This window comes from Corynebacterium curieae (assembly GCF_027570035.1).
GTDB classification, from domain to species: domain Bacteria; phylum Actinomycetota; class Actinomycetes; order Mycobacteriales; family Mycobacteriaceae; genus Corynebacterium; species Corynebacterium curieae.
Genome location: NZ_JAKMUU010000008.1, coordinates 1 through 20,843, shown reverse-complemented (window position 1 = coordinate 20,843; position 20,843 = coordinate 1). Strand labels below are relative to the sequence as shown.

The following is a 20,843-nucleotide window of genomic DNA, read 5'->3' as shown; positions in this document are numbered from 1 at the left end:
TAATGCTCGGCTGGCAGGATAATCGCCCTTTGACCGAGGTACTTGCAGCGAAAGACGCCGCAAAGATTACCAAAGCGCTGGGGTACGAGACTTGCGGCGAGCTTTTAGCCCATTATCCGCGAGACTATATCCGCCATAACAAGGACGTCGGCTTAGGCGATGCCGCGGAGGGCGAAATCGTCACCGTTACCGGAACTATCACCGGATTCAACCGCCATGACACGGGCAAGACCACCATTATCAATGTGCAGCTTGATGGCAGCATCATTGCTACCTTCTTCAACGCCAATTACGTCATGCGGATGTTGCATCGCGGGCAGCGGGTCATGATGAGCGGCAAGCTGAAGTTCTTCCGCAATCAGCCGCAGCTGCAACAGCCAGACTTTGTGGAGATCGATGCCTTTGGCCGTCCCGATGGCGAGCTAGATGATTACCGCCAGCCGACACCCGAATCTGGAAAGAAACATCGGACGAAGGCCACCGGTTCGCTGCGGAACCTGTCGCAGTTTGGCAGGTTGGACAAGCTCCTCTTAGAGCGAGAATGGATCCCTGTGTACCCCGCTACGTCCAAGATCACGTCGTGGTACATCATGGGCGCCATTCACTATGTCTTGTCGAAGACCCCGCCGATTGAGGAACCGTTGGATTATCAGATGATCATCAGCCTCGATAAGGCGGTGCGGGAGATCCACGAACCTGGGGAGGCAGGTCCTTATCGGGCTATTCAACGGCTCAAATACAACGAGGCGTTGTCCATTGGCCTCGTCATGGCTTTGCGCCAACGCGATGCCGAAGCTCGTACTGCCATTTCCATGCCGGCTACGCTAGGCGGCTTTCGCGAGGAGCTGCTAAAGCATCTGCCTTTCGCACTTACCCAAGGGCAACGGCGCGTTATCAACGAGATTGAAGATGACCTGGCTCGTCCGCTACCCATGATGCGATTGCTGCAAGGCGAGGTCGGCGCTGGCAAGACCATGGTTGCCACGTGCGCCATGCTGCAGGCGGTTGATGCAGGCACCCAGGCTGCGTTGCTGGCGCCTACTGAGGTGCTCGCGTCCCAACATGCTGCCTCTATCGGAACAGCGGTGCCAGAGGGCGTCAAGGTGGTGCTCCTGACCGGCTCTATGCGCACAGCTGAAAAGCGCCAAGCCCTACTAGATATTGTCTCCGGCGACGCAGACATCATCATTGGAACCCATGCGATCATTCAAGAAGACGTTGAGTTTTTCAATCTGGGACTAGTGGTAGTAGATGAACAACACCGATTTGGTGTAGAGCAGCGCGATAGCTTACGCACCAAAGCACGTGAGGAACTAAGCCCCCACGTTTTGGTGATGACGGCGACCCCGATCCCCCGCACGATTGCGATGACCGTCTTTGGTGACCTAGCTGTATCGACTCTTACCGAGTTGCCTGGCGGACGCAAGCCCATCCAATCGGCAGTGGTGGCCGAGTGGCGACCCACGTGGGTGCTGCGCGCCCTCGAGCGGATTCGGGAGGAAGTAGCCCACGGCCACCAGGCCTATATCGTCTGCCCCCGGATCGAAGGCAAGGGCGGAGTCCTCGAGCTTGCGGAGCAACTAGAAAATGGGCCCTTCAAGGGGCTGCGTGTGGGAATCTTGCATGGAAAGATGCCAAATAAGGATGAGGTCATGACGTCATTTGCTAGGGGAGAGATCGATATTTTGGTCTCAACCACGGTCATCGAGGTGGGCGTGGATGTTCCCAATGCCACCGTTATGCTCATCCGTGAGGCTGAGCATTTTGGAGTCTCCCAGCTGCATCAATTGCGTGGCCGCGTGGGGCGCGGGGGAAATGCCTCCATTTGTCTTTTGCATACCACGGCAGCCGATAACACCCCATCCTTTCGACGCATAAGTCAGATTGCGGAGACATCCTCGGGTTTTGAACTGGCCGAGCTCGATTTACGGCAGCGTCAAGAAGGCGACGTTTTGGGCACCTCGCAATCGGGCAAACACCGTACCTTGCGTTTGCTGAATCTGGCCGACGATCAAGACATCGTAGAGCGCACGCATACCGATGCGCGCGCGATGGTGCTGCGCAATCCCGAGCTGGCAGAAAAGCTCACCCGCAATTTGAGCGAAAGCGAACAAGAATTCTTGGAGAAGAACTAAGAAAGGCTAACCTAGAGGCATGAAAATCTACGCCCCCTTCGCGGGCATTGTCCGCTGCCACGTGGCCGTGGGTGACACGGTAGATACTGGGATCCCTCTCGCGACCGTGGAAGCCACAAAGCTTGAGGCCCCCGTAGAATGCCCAGGCCCGGGAAAGGTACACCGCATCGTGGTCGCTGACTTTAGCGACGTAGTAGGCGGGGACCTCTTGATGGAGATTGGAGAAGCATAAATGACGCGCATTATCGCCGGAGAAGCCCGCGGACGCACCATTAAGGTACCCGCAGAAGGCACCCGGCCCACCGCAGACCGCGCCCGTGAAGGTCTATTTTCTTCGCTTAACGCACGATGGGGGTTTGCTGGATCTTCGGTGCTCGACCTTTTCGCCGGCTCCGGCGCTCTTGGTCTCGAGGCAGCCAGCCGCGGCGCAGACGAGGCCGTGCTAGTGGAATCTTCGGCGGATGCGGTAAAGGTCATTAAGCACAATATGGGGGTCGTCAAGCACCCCGGCGTGCGCGTACAGGAGATGAAGGTAGGCACCTACCTGGCTAGTGCACCGCGCAAGCACTTCGATCTAGTGCTGGCGGATCCGCCCTATGCCTTTGATGAGGTAGATGAACTCCTTGCCGCTATCGAACCGGTGCTTACTGATCATGCGATGGTGGTAATCGAGCGCCACGTAGAATCCGCGGATACAGCGTGGCCCGCAGGGTTTGAGCCCACCGGCCAAAAGCTCAAAAAGCGCACCTTTGGTATCGCCCGCATGGATATGGCGGTCTTTACTCGCCCCGGCAGCGAGGAAGCCGAAGGCTAAACTACTTAAGAAAAGAGAGCGAAAACAGCATGACTAAAGCCGTCTGCCCAGGATCTTTCGACCCAGTTACTTTAGGCCATATTGATATCATCAACCGAGCGAATCAGATGTTTGATGAGGTCACCGTATTGGTAACCGGTAACCCAGATAAGCCTTCTGGTCTCTTTAGCGTGGATGAACGAATGGAACTTATCCGCCAGAGCGTGGATCCCTCGATTAAGGTGGACTTTTGTTCTGGACTTCTTGTGGATTACACCACGGACCACGGGGCGGACGTGCTGGTAAAGGGGCTGCGCAGCTCCCTAGACTACGAATACGAGCTGCCCATGGCACAGATGAACCGGCGCCTTTCCGGAATCGATACCGTCTTTTTACTTACGGACGAAAAGTATGGCTATATTAGTTCCTCACTGTGCAAGCAGGTGGCAAGATTCGGCGGTGACGTTACCGGGATGTTCCCAGACGCTGTGGGGCGTGCGGTGAAGGAGAAATACCGCAAGTGAGCCTTGCACTGGTCATCTTCCTCGTTGTTGTAGCCGGTTCGACTCTTCAGAGGGTTTCTGGAATGGGGCTAGGCCTCATCGGTGGGCCTATCCTGATGTTGATTATGGGGCCTGTAGAAGGCATCTTGGTCATTAACGTTTTAGCGTGCGTAAATGCGATTTTGACCACCGTTTCCGTCCGCGAAAACGTCAGCTGGAAGAAATTCGGGCTCATTGCGCCGGTCATGGTCATTGGTTCCTTGGCTGCAGCATTGCTCATTAGGCGCATGGATACTGCAGGCCTCATGGTTGTAGTGGGCGCCGCGCTGCTGGTCGCCCTTGCCGTAGTTACGTTCGGGAAGAAATTCGTTCCGGCAATGGAAGGAATAGGTCCTGCCATCTCCGCGGGCATCCTAGGCGGATTCACCAATACTTTGGCCGGAGTGGCAGGCCCAGTAATTACCGTCTATGCGCAGGCAGCGAAGTGGCCCCAACAGGTCTACGCCGCAACGCTGCAGCCCATCTTTGTGGTGGGTGGATTCTTTTCGGTGCTGACCAAGACGCTGACGGGGGCAGCGAATTTCGACGGCTTGCCTTGGGTGATGTGGCCCGCCGGCGTATTAGGGATGTGTGTTGGCATTTGGGCAGGCACCCGCATTGCCGAGCGCGTGACGCGAGAAAAGGCCCGCATGCTGTCCCTTAGCGTTGCTAGCCTTGGCGCGGCTAGTGCGCTGATTCGGGGTCTTTTGACGCTCTCGTAGCTCTGCGAGCCAGACGCTCAGCTGAGTGCTGCGGGCGTTAAAGCAGCGAGGCCAAAAATTCCTTGGTACGCGGCTGTTGCGGGTTATCCAGTACCTCGGCTGGGCTGCCGGATTCGATAACTACACCGCCGTCCATGAAGAAGACTTTGTCGGCTACCTCTCGGGCAAAGCCCATCTCGTGGGTAACTACGAGCATGGTCATGCCTTCGGCTGCGAGGTCCTTCATTACGCGCAGCACTTCGCCGACGAGCTCGGGGTCGAGGGCGGATGTGGGTTCGTCGAAAAGCATGAGCTTAGGGTCCATGGCCACCGCACGAGCAATAGCGACGCGCTGCTGCTGGCCGCCGGAAAGCTGCACCGGGTAGTTATTGGCTTTGGACGCCAAGCCGACATCCTCGAGCAACTCCATGGCGCGGGCTCGGGCAGTATCTTCCGGAATTTTCTTCACCTGAACCGGGGCCTCGATGATGTTTTCAATCACCGTGCGGTGGGGGAAGAGATTAAAAGACTGAAAGACCATGCCGATATCGGAGCGCTGCTCGGCTGCTTCCTTCTCGCTGATTTCATATAGGGTGCCGTTTTTCTCACGGTAGCCAATAAGCTCGCCGTCTACGTATAAGCGCCCTGCGGTAGCTTTATCCAAGTGATTCACGCAGCGCAGGAAGGTGGACTTGCCGGAGCCCGAAGGGCCCAACAGGCAGGCCACTTCGCCGGGCTGGACTTCGAGGTCAATGCCTTTAAGGACCTCGAGCTGCCCGAAGGACTTATGGACGTTCTGGGCGGAAATCATGGGAGTAGCCATTAGTTTTTTGCCTCCGGAATAACGGATACGTTGCGGGGGATGGTGCCTTCGGCGTCTGCAAGCGCAGCAAGTTGGCGGCCGGTGAGCTCGCGGGTGGCGCCGCGCTCAAACCGGCGCTCCAAGAAGTATTGGCCCACCATCAGTAAGGAAGTAACCACGAGGTACCAAGATGCGGCAACCAAAAGCAGCGGGATGGGCTGGAAAAGGGCGGCCGAAATATCCGTGGTGCGGCCGAAGATTTCCTGGGTATAAGGAATGGCAACAACAAGGGAAGAAGTTTTCAGCAAAGAAATGAACTCATTCCCGGTCGGCGGGATGATAATGCGCATGGCCTGCGGAAGTACCGTGCGGCGCATGGTCATCCACCAAGACATGCCGAGGGCCTTGGAAGCCTCCTTTTGACCTTCCGGCACCGAGGTGATGCCGGACCGCACAATTTCGGCCATATATGCTGCCTCATTGAGACCTAGGCCCATTACGGCAAGGAAGAAGGCATTGGTGAGGATGGTCTGCAAGGACACCTCAGTAAAGCCCAAATTAATGGATTGATAAATGGCCGAAAGCAAGCCCCAGAACACCAGCTGAACATAGATAGGGGTGCCTCGGAAGACCCAGAGGAAAATCCAGGATACGGTCCGTAGGACCGGATTGGGAGACATGCGCATGACCGCGAGTACGGCACCGCCCACAACGCCGATGATCATCGACAAGATGGTGATGGCGATGGTGTGCAGGGAAGCGATAGCAATGCGCTTATCAAAGAGGTACTGGAAGTAGGTTCCCCAGCCAAAAGCCTCATTGCGTGCAGAGGCGATGATAAACCACGCACTCAGCACAATGAGCACGCCAGCGAAGACCCAGCGCCATGGGTGGCGTAGTGGACGCGCTTCAATCTTGGCGGGTTTATCTTTGGGCGTGGCCGTAGCAGGCGTTGCCGCATTCTCGTTAACCATTGATCGGCCTTTCATTAATCATTGCCTGGTCTATTAATCCATCCTCGATGCCCCAGCGGGACAAAATCTCTGCGTACTCGCCGGTTTCGATGAGATGCTGGAGCGCTGCTGCCGAAGCCTTGCCCAAATCCGAATCTTTAGGAACGGCGAAGCCATAAGGCGAGGCCTGGAACATATCGCCTACCTGCTGCATCTTCCCTTCGGAGCGATTGACCGCCCACGCCGTTACTGGGGAATCCGCAGACAGGGCATCCGCACGCCCCATCAAGACGGCTAGCGCGGCATTATCGCCGGTGTCATAGGACAAAACAGTGAGATCGCCATTGCAGGCTTCCTGCTTGGGCCGAACATCATCGGTTTCAGAGACCGTGGTGCGCTGCACCGCAACGGTCAAGCCGCAGGGGTTATCCGGGTCGACCTTCCTAGGCCCATCCACCCGCTCGGCCCATTGGATACCAGCGTAGAGGTGATCCACAAAGTCGAATTCATTGCGGCGGTCAGGGTTATCTGTAAAGCCAGACACACCCATGTCAATCTGCCCCGACTGCACGGCGGGCAGAATCATGGAAAAGTCCTGTTCCATCGGCTGGAAATCGAGGCCCAAGACGCCGGCTACCGCCCGAGCCAGATCCAGCTCCACACCCTGGAGCGCACCGTGCGAATCCTTCAACTGGAATGGTGCATACGGCGGGTTGGTACCGGCGGTGAGGACACCATCATTGTCGTCGTACATGGCGGCAATTTCCGGCACCATAGCGGAATGGGGTTCTTCCCAGCCGTCTGGGGTAGAATCTTCCTCGTTAGTAACGCAGGCGCTCAGGGACAGTGTGGGGATGAGAACCGCAGCGGCAATTGAGCGGCGAGAAAACGTGCGTGGCATTAGTTCTGCGCCGTCCTTTCCGCAATGGACTGTGCCTTTTTCATATCTACAAAAATGAAGGCAGAAACGATGAGCGCGCCGAGGATAAACATGCCCACGATGACGCCACTGGAGGCATCTTGGTCCGCTCCCCAAGGCCACAGGGCGCGCAGGGAACCAAGCATGAAACCGGCCATAGCCATAAGCGTGGGAGCGCGGTGGTTATTCAGAAGGAAATTCAATACCTTGATGAATGCTGCTAGACCGCACAGGGCACCTGCAGCAAAAACCGCAATAGTGCCCATTTCACGGTCCGAGACCGCGCCAATGATGGGCTGGTAAAGACCCATGGTAAGCAGAATGAGCGAACCGGAAATTCCCGGCAGAATGAGCGCGCAGACGGCTATGGCGGCGGCGAAGAAAACCACGATGAGGTTGGGGTCCTCGTGCGGCTCGGAGGTGAAGCCAGTAACAAAGAAGATCACAATCGTGGCGACCACAAATGCGATGATGGAAGACGGGCGGAGGCGCTCGGCTTTAGTCAGCATGGAAAGCGGCACAAAAATAGATACTGCGACCATGCCTAAAAATAGTGCGCCGGATGCGGACACGTGATTGTCCACAAAATTGGACAACACCGTAGACATACCGAATACGGAGATAAACATGCCGACGGCTACGGAAAGAAGGAAGGCCCACTCGACCTTTTTGAAGCGGCCGGAGATCAAATCATTGGCGTTGTGTACTGCGCGTTCATAGATGCCGACAATGAGCGCCACGGTGCCGCCGGAAATGCCAGGCACCAGCTCGGCCATGCCGATGAGGGCGCCGCGGATTGCGTTCAAAATGTACTGCATAAATTAAAAATCTACCTAGGAGATGGCTGGGACGGAGAGCGACTGGCCTAGCGGGGCCGGAGAAATCTGCTGCTTGGACTAGGCGCTGGGTTCCGCTGTAAAAAGTGGTGCATATCTTTCATTGACAGGCGGCTGGTTACCGCCCGCAGAAAGGGAGAGGTTTCTCCCTAACTGTAGAGGTAATGCTGGATTGAAGTTCATTCTGTCAGTTTAATCCACCCCATTGCAACTATGCAGTTTGGGGCAGGATATACGGCGCCTTCTTAGACGTACAGCCCTGCCGCCAGAAACGATAAGTTTCCTTTTATTCAGTGTCCCGTTTACGAGAATGTCAACTAGTAGAAAGCTTCGCTGCCTAGGATCTCGTGCGTATTCCCGTCTTTCTCCTATATTCGTATGCACTTCAAGAAAGAAGGACTCTCTATGTTGAATCGATTAGTCCTGCCTGCAGTCACCGCAACTGCAGTGGTGGGAAACCTCGTCTTTGTGCCCGCAGCGAGCGCTGCGGAGGGGGCGCCCGAAGGGGCGTCACCAAGCGAAGGCTCCCGCTTCAGCATCGGCGTTTTGCCGGATACCCAATTCTATTCTCGCTATTCCACCCCGGAGACCGGAAATCTAGCCCAAGCACGCTACGGCAGCGAACCCTACTTGGCCCAAACCCAATGGTTGGTGGACCACCAAGACGAGCTGAACATGGACTTCGTGACCCACTTAGGCGATGTCGTGGACCAGTGGAATGTGGAGGGCGAATGGCAGGTGGCCGATAAGGCCATGCAGGTCCTCGATGATTCGGACCTAAACTACTCCATCCTGCCGGGCAATCACGACATGGACGTAGAAGGTGCGACGGCCCACCCGTACGACAAGTGGTTTAGCGCTGATCGTGCTAAGTCCGCCAACCCGGAAACTTTCCAGGAACGCTACACGGCCATCAACAATGACTCCGAGGCTCACATCTTTGAAGCCGAGGGCCAGAAATATCTGAACCTAGCCTTGGGGTGGCGCGCCGATGAGAAGGCTATTGCATGGGCGCAAGGCATCATCGATAAGCACCCCGATCTACCCGTCATCGTCACCACGCACGAAGCCCTCAATATCGATGGCGAGGGAAACGTCTTCTATTCTGACGACTACGGTAAGGGACTGTGGGATAAGTTCATCAAGAGCAACGACCAGATCTTCTTGGTGATGGGTGGCCATCACCACGGTGCGGGCTATCGCGTAGATAAGAATGATGCCGGGCACGACGTCGTTTCCATCTTGCAGGACTATCAAATGGCCTACCAGGGCGGCAACGGACTGCTGGGCGTGCTTGAATTTGATCTTTCCGGCAAGCAATTAGAGATGACCGCGCTCTCGCCGTGGGTCGCACAAAAGCCGCATGAGGAGCTTACGCAGTTCGACAAGCTCACCCTAGATGATAAGGGCGATAGCTACGCCATTCCGTTCGACTTTGAGCAGCGCTTTTCCTCTTTCGCGCCTGAATTTACCGTGGGTGAGGGCCACCAGCCGGACCTAGCACAGCGTGCACGTGACATCGCTGCTGAAGGCTTTAGGCCCTATACCATCGCGGAGGACGAGCTTCCCAAGGGCGCGGACGATTTTGCCAAGAATGATCACACGGTATTCCACTGGCGCCCGGGCCAGGCACAGGACAAAGACGGCCATGCGCTTGCCGACGGCGCCCCTGCCGACCGTGGCACCACCATCCCCGATATTGCCAGCGATTCCGGTAGCGACCTGCATCGCTCTGGCGCCATGCTAGGCGATCGGGTGACCTATAGCTCTGACCACCACCCGTTGTCCTCTGATGCCGGCTCCCTCTTTTGGTCCGACCCAGCGGGCACACTAGGCAACGCCGAGTTCCGCACCGACAAGGACGCGCCGGCAAATAATGTGGATACCACCAAGGGCTATACCTTCGAATCCTTTGTAAAGATTCCAGAGGACTTCAATGGCGCACAGCATGGCTGGGGAAGCGCTCTCAGCCGCGACTCTGCCATTAATAAATTGGTCGACGGCTCTGATGACACGGACCCCACCGTCATGTTTGGTATCTCCAACCTGCGTGAGCTGCGTTGGTGGGCCGAACCCAAGCAGGGGAGCGGTTCTACCGTATGGTCTCACGAGGTGCCCAAGGACGAGTGGATGCATATTGCCGTGGTCAATGATCCGGAGCGCGATAGCGTGGAAATGTTTATCAACGGCGCACCCATCTTGCGCAATGCCGTAGGCGCCGAAGGCCTCCTCCCGCGCGACCTGCAGTGGGTCATGGGCGGCGGCTTTGATAACCAGCGCCCGCAGGACCCGTGGTATGGCTGGATCGGCGAGACCCGCCTGACCCAGGGCGTCCTAGGCAAGGAGGAATGGCTTACCGCCCGTGCACACGATGCCGGCAAGCCGGCCGATACCACGCAGCCTGCCACGGGGAGCTCCGCTTTGAGCTCCAGTACGAGCTCGAAGCCCGCCATCTTGGGAGCAATCCTCGGCATCGCAGGCGTGGCCGGACTCATCGGTCTAGCGCTACCGCAGCTGAAGGCTTCCATCCCACAGATTAACGCAGCGCTGCGCAAGTACCACCTACCTACGCTGCCTGAGCTTTACTAGGTTGTGTGAGAGGACTAATTTTTGGCGGTGGTATTGCGCAAGCAATCGTTCCAAATGTGCTTAGGTTTCTCGCGCCGTGCGGGCGAGCTTAAGCACATTTTGTTTTATAGATCTTCCTGATTTGTATAGAAGTGTACCTTCCACCAAAACTATGTTGCTGCTCCACCCAGCAGAATTGATATCCAAGCCTGTGAAGGCTGTTGAAGAACTAATGCACCCAGAATCGTGATGATTGTCAATGCAGTGAATACTGCCGCTTTCGTGCGTTCAATTCGCAACCTTTTCATAAAACACCTCATTGTGGAAGACACATCGAAACTACATAACCCAAGATAAAAATACATCGTCTCTATGTCAAGAATAATTTACACTCTGTAGTGTTTATATAGCTTTGTGGTAAATGTCTTAGGTTAGAAGTAAATAGCTAGGTATGGGGTGAACCTTGAGGCACTGTCTGTTGGGAGTAGAGGATTGAGAAATGTCTGATCAGCGAAATGATGGAAGTAGCCTGGGGGCAAATGTGTGCTGTGAAAAGGTGTTCTTAGGAACTATTGTTCTTGTTCTTGCGCTTTCCGCCCTTAATGTGGTCCTGTGTATTGTCTCGTTTGATGAATACGCCGACGCGTTTGTCTCGATTCACCGAGATTCGTTTAACGGAATTGAAGATGTACAGGTCGAGCGGTGGATACTGCGAGGGCTCCTACTGATCCGTTCAGTGGTAGCACTGTCGTGGATAGCGTCCTTTGTCTATTTGAAGAAAATGCTGAAGAAGTCAGACGGGAATAGTTCGCTGATTATGGGGGTGTACTCAGTTCTTTCAGCCATAGGATTCGGATATCTCGTCCTTAGGGCGGAATTGCCTAGCTTGGTGGTTGTGCGGTCTGTGCAAGCGGTAATCTGCCTTGCTCTGGCGGGCTACTTGGGCATCGAAAGATTGAAAGCACCTGAGAGTTTCCAAGTATCCGATCGAACTGAAATCGAGGAGAAGGGCTGAATCATTAAAAGGACCTCGAACCAAATCAGTAAGAAAAGGTCCGAGGTTTTCTCTTTGTGCCCCTGGTGAGACTCGAACTCACACTGGACGGGTTTTGAATCCGTTGCCTCTGCCAATTGGGCTACAGGGGCGCACAGTGTAAAGGCTGGCTGCCTTCGACTGTGAAAATAGTAGCGCAGAGCATCGACGAATTCCTAATTGGGTCAGGGGTAGTGGGGGAATGCCCACGTCAACCGGCAATCGTGCACCAGGGTGCTCGGATGTCGGCCTGGTTCTCTAGGATGGGGCAGGTGACTACTAATCAGCCTCGACTTCTGCTCATTGACGGCCACTCCATGGCATTTCGTGCGTTTTATGCCTTGCCGGTAGACAATTTTTCTACCTCTGGCGGCCAGCACACCAATGCCGTGTATGGCTTTTTATCGATGCTTTCCAATATCGTGGCGGAGGAAACCCCAGATGCCATCGCGGTGGCATTCGATGTGGGGCGCAAGACCTTCCGCACCGAGATGTTCCCAGACTATAAGGCGCAGCGCGAGGCTGCGCCGGAGGAATTCAAGGGTCAGGTCGATATCATTCGCGAGGTCCTTGAGGTCCTAGGAATTACCACCCTGTCCCGTGAGAACTTCGAGGCCGATGACATTCTGGCTACCCTTGCGACCGAGGCACAGGATTATGAGACCCTCATCGTTACCGGTGACCGTGACTACCTGCAGTTGGTTAATGAGTCCACTACTGTGCTCTATCCCATGAAGGGTGTGTCTACCCTTCACCGCTTCACCCCTGCTGCGGTAGAGGAGAAGTACGGTCTCACACCTGCGCAGTACCCAGACTTTGCCGCGTTGCGCGGCGATCCTTCCGATAACTTGCCAGGGATCCCTAAGGTGGGCGAGAAGACCGCCACCAAGTGGATAGTAAAGTATGGAGACTTGGCTTCCTTGGTGGAGCACGCCGAAGAAATTAGGGGCGTGGTAGGCAATAACTTCCGCGAGCGCATCGAACAGGTGCAGATGAATCGCAAGCTCACCCAGATGATTACCGATATGGACCTGGAGGTCGGTCCCGATGACTTAGCCTTTAAGGAAGCCAAGGTCGCCGATGTAGCCGCCAAGTTCGATGACCTCGAGTTTGGTACCAACCTGCGCGATCGCGTACTCGCCGCCCTCCCCAATGACGGCGCTGAGGCAGCGCAGCAGGCCGAGGAAGTCCAAGAGCTTGAGACGGTCATCGATGATGAGCCACTGTCCCAATGGCTGCCTGGCCGTGAACACGTTGCGGTTTATGTTCAAGGCGAGGGAAACCCGGGGCAGGGTGATGCTTCGGCGATTGCTTTTGTGGACCAAGAGCGCCACGGCCTGCAAGTGGAGCTGGGCGATCTTTCTGCCGAGGATGATAAGGCCCTAGCGCAGTGGTTGGAGTCCGATGCGCCGAAGTATTTCCACGAGGCGAAGGCTGCTTACCATATGCTCGCCGGCCGCGGCATTGAGCTGGCAGGCATTGCCCATGACACGGCCCTTGCCGCTTACCTGTTGCGCCCCGGGCAGCGCACCTACGCGCTTGCCGACGTCTACCAGCGCCACCTCCAAAAGACTCTCGGCGCCGCCACGGAACAGCTTTCCCTGCTGGATGATTCCTCCCTAGTGGACCAGGCCGCAGCAATTATGGAGCTTGCAGAAAGGCTCACCACAGAGCTGCAGGAGATTGACTCCTTCGAGCTATATACCGACTTGGAACTGCCCTTGGTAACCATCCTGGCGCGCATGGAAGCTACCGGGATTGCCGTCGACGTAGACATTCTCGAAACTCAGAAGGATGCCTTCGTAGAGCAAGTTGCCGAACAAGAGCGCGCCGCTCGCGAGCTTGCAGGCGATGACAAGCTCAACCTTAACTCGCCAAAGCAGCTGCAAACTGTACTCTTTGAGACTTTCGAGCTGCCCAAGACCAAGAAGACGAAGACGGGTTATTCCACCGCGGCCAAGGAGATTGAACAGCTCGCGGCCAAGAACCCCCATCCCTTCCTTGACCACCTCCTGGCGCACCGCGAGTACCAGAAGATGAAGACGACACTGGAAGGGCTTATCAAAACCGTCCAGCCCGACGGCCGCATTCACACCACGTTTAACCAGACGGTAGCCTCGACCGGCCGTTTGTCGTCTACCGAACCCAACCTGCAGAATATCCCGGTGCGTACGGAGGCCGGCCGCCAGATCCGTTCCGCCTTCATCGTTGGCAATGGGTTCGATGAGCTCATGACTGCGGACTACTCGCAGATTGAGATGCGTGTAATGGCACACCTCTCCGCGGACCCGGGCCTCATCGAGGCCTACAAGGAAGGCGAAGACCTGCACAATTATGTAGGTTCCCGAGTCTTCGATGTGCCCGTCGATCAAGTTACTGCGGAGTTGCGCCGCCGGGTTAAGGCCATGTCTTATGGATTGGTATACGGGCTTTCTGCTTTCGGGCTTTCCCAGCAATTAGGCATCCCTGCTGGGGAAGCAAAGTCCATCATGGAAAGTTACTTCGAGCGCTTTGGTGGCGTGAAGAAGTACCTCGATGAAGTCGTGGTCCAGGCTCGCAAGGACGGGTACACGGCGACCCTTTTCGGTCGCCGCCGCTACTTGCCGGAGCTCAACTCTGATAACCGGCTAGCGCGCGAGAACGCAGAGCGCGCCGCACTCAACGCCCCAATTCAGGGAACAGCTGCTGACATCATTAAGGTGGCGATGATTCGTGTAGACCGCGCACTGCAGGGGCTGAAGTCCCGCGTGTTGCTCCAGGTGCACGATGAATTGGTAGTCGAGGTCGCTCCCGGTGAAGCCGACAAGGTCCGTGAGATTCTGGAACGTGAGATGGATTCCGCCATCGAGCTCAACGTACCGCTGGAGGTCTCTGCCGGTGCCGGCAAGGATTGGGATGCCGCGGCCCACTAGTTCGGCTATTTTCTCCCGGAGAGACAAGGCGCGCCTTAGGCTCGCCTCTCAAGGCCTAACCGTACAGCGGTGGAAGAGCGCTGAGGAAGTAGTCCGTTCTTTCGGCGTCATGCAAGGCCAAGATCTGCATTCCGTAGGGCGCTCACTTGCCTTGCGGGCGGAAGACCACTCGGATGCTGGAAATATTGTGCGTGGGTACCCCATCCGCAATACCCTCTTCGCGGCTTCTATCAAGGACATAGGCTGGATAACCGAACTTTGTGCAAAGGGGCGCAAGGGTGATGTTGAGCTGCGGCCGGAGGTGAACAAGCTCATTGATCGTCCGCTATCGCGTGCCGAGCTCAAAGAACGGGCTGCCACAACTTTGCCCGAGGTGGCTTTCTGGCACGTTGTGCGTGTAGCAATGGAAAGCGGTCACGCCGTCTATTCGGGAGCCGATCAGCTTATTACACCGGTGGATTTGCCGGGGGTAGAGGAGACCTTCAACGGCGATATAGTTGCGGCGACTGCGGAACTGATGACTCGGTACTTCCGAACGCACGGTCCCGCAACGCTGCAAGACTTTGCCTGGTGGACAAAGCTCCCGCAAAGACTAGTACGGCCAGCTACCCAATGCCTTCCGCCCGATATTATTCGCTGTGGAGAAGAATCCCAGGACCTTGTGTCGGCAGAAGTAATGGAAATGGACGAAGCGCGAAAGAAGTAATCAGTCTTTCTACTAGGAGCTTTTGACGAATATATCTTGGGCTACCAGGACCGCTACTTTGCCATGACTAACGAAGTCCACGAGGTACTCGTTCCAGGAAACCGTGGGGTATTCCGCCGCGCCATCGTTGTGGACGGCCAAGTTCGTGGAACGTGGAATAGGAAAGCCATCGAGGACTTAGGGATACCCGGCTACGCACAGCGGAAAGTTCAGAATCTGTGGCGGGATGCGCAATAAGTTTTTAGGTAGCCTTTTCTGTGCGGAAGGATTTATGAGTCCGAGTGTAGAAACTATGAAAGGAAACGCCGCGCAGTGACGCTAGAAGAGAAAACCAAAAAATGGATTCTACGCCTTTTTGAAAGCCTCTGGGTTATTCAAGTGAGTCTTCTTGCGTCCGATATTGCTGGCCTCGGACTGGCGCAGTTTCTTGCAGAGAATAAGGTCACCGCAATCGGGTACGGAATGATTGCAACGTCGTACTTTGTGGCCGCCATGACCATCGCCCGCGCGGCACCTAACCCCAAGGTCAGGAGGCTAACGGCCGCTGCGGTGATGGTTGTAGCTACGGCACTAGCATTCCTTTTTCCATCTTCGTGGATGTTCGCTGTCTTGGCGGCCTTTGCGCTCCTGTATTACCTTGTGCCGCGAAAAGAAGGCGTATCCATCTGAGCCCGGCGCTCAACTAGGCAATTGGCCAACATGTCAAAAGGTGTTTGGCCGAAAGCAAGCAGGCTAATGCTAAGAATGCCCAGAAGTAGCGGTAAAACTCCGGGCCAGCCTGTCAACGTCAACATTGTCAGCAATAGCCAGGAATTGCGCAGACACGAGGTGAAGAACCCAGGGCGAGTAGCGATGATTTCTAGCTGCAGTGACCATTTGCCGAGCGAGGTGGACCTTGTGGCTTCTACCCACACGCGATAAACAAAGAAGACCACCGCTGTCGCTATCGCGTTGTAGGTTTCTAGGGCGTCACCGGAAAGGGGATGGTCAGCCGCTGCATTTACGATCCATTTCACGACCATGATGATGGCGGCTGCGAGAAAGGAATCGATCCACCATGCGAGGCCGCGGCGCAAGAGTAAGCCAATTCGATCCAAGACCATGCCCATAGGTTAGCGGCAATTCCGGCAGACGAAAATGATCGTGCCGGGGAAGGTTTCGCCGCGCTTCGGCGACCATTGGCCCCACGTGGTGGTGAGATCCATTGGCCATTCGGGCTCGATGATGTCCCCGAGAAGGAACGGGCCTTCGCCCTGTAAGGCCTTAAACCAGTCGGCTATGGTGCGATGGAACTCAGCATAGGTGAGGTAGCCATCGCGATCTTGCTCCAGATAGGCGCGATCGAAATAGCTGAGATCGGTGGGGTCGTCGGGGAAAATCCAGCGCATCGGGTGGTTGGTCGAAAGGACAAAGCGACCGCTTGGCTTAAGAACGCGGGAGACTTCACTTAGAGCTAAGTCAAGATTGGCAAGGAAGGGAAAGGCTCCGAACGCCGAGAATGCGTCGTCGAAGGCGTCGGTGGCGTAGGGGAGTGAAAGCGCATCGGCTTGGACTAATGGGAGTCCAGGTGCAGCGTGGTTAAGCATGCCGCGGGAGATATCGAAGCCGGTAGCGAAGTGCGCGCGCGACTGCAGCCATTCGGTGCACGAGGCGGAGCCACAGCCAATTTCGAGGACCGAGGAATTCGAGACGTTGCCAAGCAGGTGCGCCTGGCCTTCGTGCAGCATTTCTGGGCACCAGTAGAAAGAAGAAAGGTATTCGGGGTGCTCGGCGTGGTAGTTGGCGGCGTCGTCATCCCAGTAGGCTCGGTTCGCTTGCGATGGGGAAGTCACGGTGGGAGAAAATCCTTTGCGAAAAAGTTGGGGCGCGTATTTGCCCTTTAAGCTGGACAGATGTAGTGTTGGACGGGCGTGTCTATGCCACGGCTTGTTCTAAGTCCCTGTAGGAAGGCTTTAAGCAATCACGAGGCGGGATCGAATATTTCTTCTTTTGCTGTATTTGAGCAGCGTAGCAAGCTTTTTTCGAGAGACTCGCAGTTGTCCAATTTCGATTTCCTACATTTATTCGGAGCATTTTTAAATATGCCATCTTCTAATACCCCGCAGGTTGCGATCAACGATATCGGAACCGCAGAGGACTTCCTCGCAGCTGTAGACGCCACCATCAAGTACTTCAACGATGGTGACATTGTCGAGGGTACCGTCGTCAAGGTTGACCACGACGAGGTACTGCTGGACATCGGATACAAGACCGAAGGTGTTATCCCTTCCCGTGAGCTGTCCATTAAGCACGACGTCAACCCAGACGAGGTTGTTGAGGTCGGCGATGAGGTTGACGCACTTGTTCTCACCAAGGAGGACAAGGAAGGTCGCCTGATCCTGTCCAAGAAGCGTGCACAGTACGAGCGCGCATGGGGCGCCATCGAGGAGCTGCAGGCCAAGGAAGAGCCTGTTACCGGTACCGTTATCGAGGTTGTCAAGGGCGGCCTCATCCTGGATATCGGCCTGCGTGGCTTCCTGCCTGCATCTCTGGTTGAGATGCGTCGCGTCCGTGACCTGGAGCCGTACATCGGCCAGGAGCTGGAAGCAAAGATCATCGAGCTGGACAAGCAGCGCAACAACGTTGTCCTGTCCCGCCGTGCATACCTGGAGCAGACCCAGTCCGAGGTTCGCTCCGAGTTCCTGCACCAGCTGCAGAAGGGGCAGGTCCGCAAGGGCGTTGTTTCCTCCATCGTCAACTTCGGCGCCTTCGTCGATCTCGGCGGTGTCGACGGCCTGGTTCACGTTTCCGAGCTGTCTTGGAAGCACATCGATCACCCATCCGAGGTTGTCACCGTTGGTGACGAGGTAACCGTTGAGGTTCTGGACGTCGATCTGGACCGCGAGCGCGTTTCCCTGTCCCTGAAGGCTACCCAGGAAGATCCGTGGCGCGTATTCGCCCGCACCCACGCTGTGGGCCAGATCGTTCCGGGCAAGGTCACCAAGCTTGTTCCGTTCGGCGCCTTCGTTCGCGTCGAGGAGGGCATCGAGGGCCTGGTTCACATCTCCGAGCTGGCTCAGCGCCACGTCGAGGTTCCGGACCAGGTTGTCACCGTTGGCCAGGAAGTTATGGTCAAGGTCATCGACATCGATCTCGAGCGTCGTCGTATCTCCCTGTCCGTTAAGCAGGCAGATGAGGACTACACCGAAGAGTTCGATCCGTCCAAGTACGGCATGGCTGACTCCTACGACGAGCAGGGCAACTACGTCTTCCCTGAGGGCTTCGACCCTGAGACCAACGAGTGGAAGGAAGGCTTCGACGAGCAGCGTCAGGCTTGGGAGGCACGCTACGCAGAGTCCGAGCGTCGCTTCAACCTGCACACCGCTCAGATCGAGCGCAACCGCGCCGCAGCCGCTGAGGCTGCTGAGTCTGCAGAGTCCTCCAACTACTCCTCTGATTCCTCCGATGCAGCTCCGGCATCCGAGACTCAGGCAGAGGTTGGCGGCTCCTTGGCTTCCGACGAGCAGCTTGCTGCACTGCGTGACAAGCTCGCTGGCAACTAAGATAACCGCTTAGTTCACGGTGGGCTTTATGGCTTAGCGTTACAGCTGCACGGCCGCGCCCGCTCCATCACCACGATGGGGTGGGCGCGGCTTTTGTGATTTTTGAAACACCTTGTGCAATCGTTTGCTAGCCGTTTAGAGGCTTACACGCTTTTGACCAGCCAACAAAGGTGGAAACAGGAAGAATGATCCTGAGAAGTCCACAAAACGGGCTTTTGTTCGTGTGGGAATACTCTTATACTCAAATGTGACGTTATAGCCAGTGCACTGCTGGTTATGAATAGTTTTGAACTGAGGAGTAAGAAGTGGCATCTGTTAAGGACACTTCCACCCACATCGTTGAAAGCATCGGCGGCGCTGACAACATCACGTCGCTTACGCACTGCGCAACGCGCCTTCGCTTCCAACTTGCTGATGCGGGGAAAGTTGACAAGGACAAGCTCGACAGCGACCCAGCGGTACTAGGAACCGTGCCTCAAGGCGCCCACGGCTACCAGGTGGTTATGGGCGGCGGCGTTGCTGACTACTACAGCGAAATCATCAAGCAGCCCGGCGTACACGCCTCCAGCGACAAGGATTCTTCCTCTAAGAAGGAATATGACGGTGTTCGTGGCAAATATGACTGGGTAGATTACTGCTTCGAATTCCTCTCGGATACCTTCCGCCCAGTCCTCTGGGCACTTTTGGGCGCTTCGCTCATCATCATGCTGCTGATCTTGGCGGATACTGTTGGTATCCAGGATTTCCGCGCTCCGCTGGAGGAGCAGCCGGAGGGCTTCCGCCTAGCACATGCAATGTACCAGTCGGTCTTCTACTTCTTGCCGGTGATGGTCGGTGCCACTGCAGCCCAGAAGTTGGGCGCGAATATGTGGGTCTCTGCCGCTATTCCGGCAGCACTTTTGACTCCGGAGTTTTTGTCCCTTGGCGAACAGGGCGATACCGTCAACGTCTTCGGTTTGCCGCTGGTCATCAACTCTTATGGCTCCCAAGTCTTCCCGCCCATCTTGGCAGCAATCGGCCTGTACTGGGTGGAAAAGGGCCTTAAGAAGATTATTCCGAGCACCGTGCACATGGTTTTCGTGCCGTTCTTCTCCTTGCTTATTATGATCCCGGCAACGGCTTTCCTTCTTGGCCCGTTCGGCATTGGTGTGGGCAATGGCATCTCTTGGGTTCTTTACCAGATCAATGATTTCTCGCCGTTTATCCTGGCAATCGTTATTCCACTGCTGTACCCATTCCTGGTTCCCATGGGCTTGCACTGGCCACTTAACGTCATCATGATCCAAAACATCGCTACCTATGGCTACGACTTCATCCAGGGGCCAATGGGTGCATGGAACTTCGCCTGCTTCGGCGTCGTGGGCGCGGTCATGGTTATATCCTTTAAAGAAAAGAACAATGCCATGCGCCAGGTTTCCATTGGCGCCTTCGCCGCAGGCATGCTTGGCGGCGTGTCGGAGCCATCGCTGTACGGCATCCTATTGCGTTTCCGCCGCAGCTATTACAGGCTGTTGCCGGGATGTGCGCTGGGTGGCGCAGTCATCGGTCTTTTCGATGTCCGAGCTGAGGCGTTTGTCTTTACCTCTGCGCTAACGACTAGTGCAATGACTCCGCAATTGGGCTACGCCCTCGGTATCACCGTCGCGTTCGTAACCTCCTTCCTCCTGACATTGTTCTTTGGCTACCGCACCGCGGAAGAAAAGCAAGCAGATTTGGAGCGAATTGCGCGCGAACAAGGAGAGTCTGTTGAAGAGGTAGCTGCGCGTTCGGAGTTTAAGTCCCACAAGGGGGCGGACGAAGACGCCTCGGACAAGGGTGGAGCCGTTCCTGCCAGCGCTGCGGGCGCTGCTGCTACTGGCATCGCCGCCAAGCCGGCTGAGCAGGACTCCATCGTGCTGGAGTCCCCTCTAGAGGGTGAGGCAGTAGACCTTTCGGAGGTTCCGGATCCGATCTTTGCTCGGGCAAAGCTGGGACCTGGCATGGCGGTCCAGCCAACTGGCAACACCGTTTATGCGCCTGCCGACGGCAAAGTGCTCACCGTTCAGAAGTCCGGCCACGCGGTCGGCCTAAGCCTTGACAATGGCGTGCAGCTGCTCATCCACGTTGGCCTCGATACCGTGGAACTGGGCGGCGAAGGCTTCGAAGTTCACGTGGAAAAGAAGCAACGCATTTCCGCGGGCGATAAGTTGATTAGCTTTGACCCAGAATTCATCCGTTCCAAGGGCTATAACCTGATTACCCCGGTTGTGGTCACTAACGCCGCCAAGTTCGGCGCGGTCTCCGGTGAAACCGGCCGGGTTACCCCGAGTGATGTTTTGCTCCGCATTCCCCCGAAGCCGGAGGAAGCAGCGGACTAAGGGATCGCTGACACCTTGATTCGACAGAGGAGCCCCACACCAAA

17 protein-coding genes, 1 tRNA gene and 1 pseudogene are annotated in these 20,843 nt (G+C 56.1%); 12 read left to right on the top strand and 7 right to left on the bottom strand.

Annotation, left to right across the window (positions count from 1 at the left end):
* The first annotated feature begins 2 nt into the window (after positions 1 to 2).
* Genes L8V01_RS10580 through L8V01_RS10560 form a run of 5 tightly spaced genes read left to right on the top strand, consistent with a single transcriptional unit; the run spans position 3 to position 4,192 of the window.
* Positions 3 to 2,135, top strand: a complete 2,133-nt coding sequence (locus L8V01_RS10580) for an ATP-dependent DNA helicase RecG (protein WP_269947008.1) — start codon at positions 3 to 5, stop codon at positions 2,133 to 2,135.
* 19 nt (positions 2,136 to 2,154) lie between these two features.
* Complete coding sequence (locus L8V01_RS10575; RefSeq protein ID WP_269947007.1) at positions 2,155 to 2,367, top strand: biotin/lipoyl-containing protein; 213 nt, start codon at positions 2,155 to 2,157, stop codon at positions 2,365 to 2,367.
* On the top strand, positions 2,368 to 2,949 hold the full coding sequence (gene rsmD, locus L8V01_RS10570) for a 16S rRNA (guanine(966)-N(2))-methyltransferase RsmD (RefSeq protein ID WP_269947006.1): 582 nt from the start codon (positions 2,368 to 2,370) through the stop codon (positions 2,947 to 2,949).
* 29 nt (positions 2,950 to 2,978) lie between these two features.
* On the top strand, positions 2,979 to 3,452 hold the full coding sequence (coaD, locus tag L8V01_RS10565) for a pantetheine-phosphate adenylyltransferase (protein ID WP_269947005.1): 474 nt from the start codon (positions 2,979 to 2,981) through the stop codon (positions 3,450 to 3,452).
* Positions 3,449 to 4,192, top strand: a complete 744-nt coding sequence (locus L8V01_RS10560; RefSeq protein WP_269947004.1) for a TSUP family transporter — start codon at positions 3,449 to 3,451, stop codon at positions 4,190 to 4,192. Before coaD ends, L8V01_RS10560 begins: the two co-directional genes overlap by 4 nt.
* 37 nt (positions 4,193 to 4,229) lie before the next feature.
* On the opposite strand, the gene L8V01_RS10555 is transcribed toward L8V01_RS10560, so the two are convergent.
* Genes L8V01_RS10555 through L8V01_RS10540 form a run of 4 tightly spaced genes read right to left on the bottom strand, consistent with a single transcriptional unit; the run spans position 4,230 to position 7,663 of the window.
* Positions 4,230 to 4,994, bottom strand: coding sequence for an amino acid ABC transporter ATP-binding protein (locus tag L8V01_RS10555; RefSeq protein ID WP_269947003.1), 765 nt, complete (start codon positions 4,992 to 4,994; stop codon positions 4,230 to 4,232).
* Positions 4,994 to 5,947: an amino acid ABC transporter permease gene (locus tag L8V01_RS10550; RefSeq protein WP_259887212.1), complete on the bottom strand. Its 954-nt coding sequence runs from the start codon at positions 5,945 to 5,947 to the stop codon at positions 4,994 to 4,996. The genes L8V01_RS10555 and L8V01_RS10550 overlap by 1 nt, the downstream gene beginning before the upstream one ends.
* The gene (locus L8V01_RS10545) at positions 5,940 to 6,827 is read right to left on the bottom strand and encodes an ABC transporter substrate-binding protein (RefSeq protein ID WP_269947002.1); all 888 of its coding nucleotides are present in this window, start codon (positions 6,825 to 6,827) and stop codon (positions 5,940 to 5,942) included. Before L8V01_RS10545 ends, L8V01_RS10550 begins: the two co-directional genes overlap by 8 nt.
* On the bottom strand, positions 6,827 to 7,663 hold the full coding sequence (locus L8V01_RS10540; protein ID WP_269947001.1) for a DUF368 domain-containing protein: 837 nt from the start codon (positions 7,661 to 7,663) through the stop codon (positions 6,827 to 6,829). The genes L8V01_RS10545 and L8V01_RS10540 overlap by 1 nt, the downstream gene beginning before the upstream one ends.
* 423 nt (positions 7,664 to 8,086) lie before the next feature.
* Between L8V01_RS10540 and L8V01_RS10535 the strand changes: the two genes are divergently transcribed.
* Positions 8,087 to 10,270 (top strand): LamG-like jellyroll fold domain-containing protein, encoded by a 2,184-nt coding sequence (locus L8V01_RS10535; RefSeq protein WP_269947000.1) that lies wholly within the window; start codon positions 8,087 to 8,089, stop codon positions 10,268 to 10,270.
* 478 nt (positions 10,271 to 10,748) lie between these two features.
* Entirely contained in the window at positions 10,749 to 11,264 is a 516-nt protein-coding gene (locus L8V01_RS10530) for a hypothetical protein (RefSeq protein WP_269946999.1), read from the top strand.
* 57 nt (positions 11,265 to 11,321) lie between these two features.
* On the opposite strand, the gene L8V01_RS10525 is transcribed toward L8V01_RS10530, so the two are convergent.
* A tRNA-Leu gene (locus L8V01_RS10525) sits at positions 11,322 to 11,395 on the bottom strand.
* Positions 11,396 to 11,545: 150 nt separating this feature from the next.
* Between L8V01_RS10525 and polA the strand changes: the two genes are divergently transcribed.
* The 3 genes and pseudogenes from polA to L8V01_RS10510 all read left to right on the top strand — a co-directional run bounded on the left by polA (position 11,546) and on the right by L8V01_RS10510 (position 15,569).
* On the top strand, positions 11,546 to 14,194 hold the full coding sequence (polA, locus tag L8V01_RS10520; protein ID WP_269947037.1) for a DNA polymerase I: 2,649 nt from the start codon (positions 11,546 to 11,548) through the stop codon (positions 14,192 to 14,194).
* Positions 14,178 to 15,137: pseudogene (locus L8V01_RS10515) on the top strand (DNA glycosylase AlkZ-like family protein). The gene polA and the pseudogene L8V01_RS10515 overlap by 17 nt, the downstream one beginning before the upstream one ends.
* Before the next feature lie 141 nt (positions 15,138 to 15,278).
* Positions 15,279 to 15,569: a hypothetical protein gene (locus L8V01_RS10510; RefSeq protein WP_269946998.1), complete on the top strand. Its 291-nt coding sequence runs from the start codon at positions 15,279 to 15,281 to the stop codon at positions 15,567 to 15,569.
* On the opposite strand, the gene L8V01_RS10505 is transcribed toward L8V01_RS10510, so the two are convergent.
* Both L8V01_RS10505 and L8V01_RS10500 read right to left on the bottom strand, forming a co-directional pair.
* Complete coding sequence (locus L8V01_RS10505; protein ID WP_269946997.1) at positions 15,533 to 16,003, bottom strand: RDD family protein; 471 nt, start codon at positions 16,001 to 16,003, stop codon at positions 15,533 to 15,535. The two genes, L8V01_RS10510 and L8V01_RS10505, sit on opposite strands and share 37 nt — an antisense overlap.
* Positions 16,004 to 16,012: 9 nt before the next feature.
* On the bottom strand, positions 16,013 to 16,732 hold the full coding sequence (locus tag L8V01_RS10500; RefSeq protein ID WP_269946996.1) for a class I SAM-dependent DNA methyltransferase: 720 nt from the start codon (positions 16,730 to 16,732) through the stop codon (positions 16,013 to 16,015).
* Positions 16,733 to 16,981: 249 nt separating this feature from the next.
* Here L8V01_RS10500 and rpsA point away from each other — a divergent pair, with 249 nt between their 5' ends.
* The gene (gene rpsA / locus L8V01_RS10495; RefSeq protein ID WP_023021654.1) at positions 16,982 to 18,442 is read left to right on the top strand and encodes a 30S ribosomal protein S1; all 1,461 of its coding nucleotides are present in this window, start codon (positions 16,982 to 16,984) and stop codon (positions 18,440 to 18,442) included.
* A 305-nt stretch (positions 18,443 to 18,747) separates the two neighbouring features.
* Positions 18,748 to 20,799 carry a glucose PTS transporter subunit IIA gene (locus L8V01_RS10490; RefSeq protein ID WP_269946995.1) on the top strand — a complete coding sequence of 684 codons (2,052 nt, stop codon included), beginning with the start codon at positions 18,748 to 18,750 and terminating at the stop codon, positions 20,797 to 20,799.
* The last annotated feature ends 44 nt before the right edge of the window (positions 20,800 to 20,843 follow it).

Coding starts and splice junctions, on each gene's coding strand:
- L8V01_RS10580 (WP_269947008.1), top strand. CDS start 3: ATGCTCGGCTGGCAGGATAATCGCCCTTTGACCGAGGTACTTGCAGCG.
- L8V01_RS10575 (WP_269947007.1), top strand. CDS start 2,155: ATGAAAATCTACGCCCCCTTCGCGGGCATTGTCCGCTGCCACGTGGCC.
- rsmD (WP_269947006.1), top strand. CDS start 2,368: ATGACGCGCATTATCGCCGGAGAAGCCCGCGGACGCACCATTAAGGTA.
- coaD (WP_269947005.1), top strand. CDS start 2,979: ATGACTAAAGCCGTCTGCCCAGGATCTTTCGACCCAGTTACTTTAGGC.
- L8V01_RS10555 (WP_269947003.1), bottom strand. CDS start 4,994: ATGGCTACTCCCATGATTTCCGCCCAGAACGTCCATAAGTCCTTCGGG.
- L8V01_RS10550 (WP_259887212.1), bottom strand. CDS start 5,947: ATGGTTAACGAGAATGCGGCAACGCCTGCTACGGCCACGCCCAAAGAT.
- L8V01_RS10545 (WP_269947002.1), bottom strand. CDS start 6,827: ATGCCACGCACGTTTTCTCGCCGCTCAATTGCCGCTGCGGTTCTCATC.
- L8V01_RS10540 (WP_269947001.1), bottom strand. CDS start 7,663: ATGCAGTACATTTTGAACGCAATCCGCGGCGCCCTCATCGGCATGGCC.
- L8V01_RS10535 (WP_269947000.1), top strand. CDS start 8,087: ATGTTGAATCGATTAGTCCTGCCTGCAGTCACCGCAACTGCAGTGGTG.
- L8V01_RS10530 (WP_269946999.1), top strand. CDS start 10,749: ATGTCTGATCAGCGAAATGATGGAAGTAGCCTGGGGGCAAATGTGTGC.
- polA (WP_269947037.1), top strand. CDS start 11,546: ATGGGGCAGGTGACTACTAATCAGCCTCGACTTCTGCTCATTGACGGC.
- L8V01_RS10505 (WP_269946997.1), bottom strand. CDS start 16,003: ATGGTCTTGGATCGAATTGGCTTACTCTTGCGCCGCGGCCTCGCATGG.
- rpsA (WP_023021654.1), top strand. CDS start 16,982: ATGCCATCTTCTAATACCCCGCAGGTTGCGATCAACGATATCGGAACC.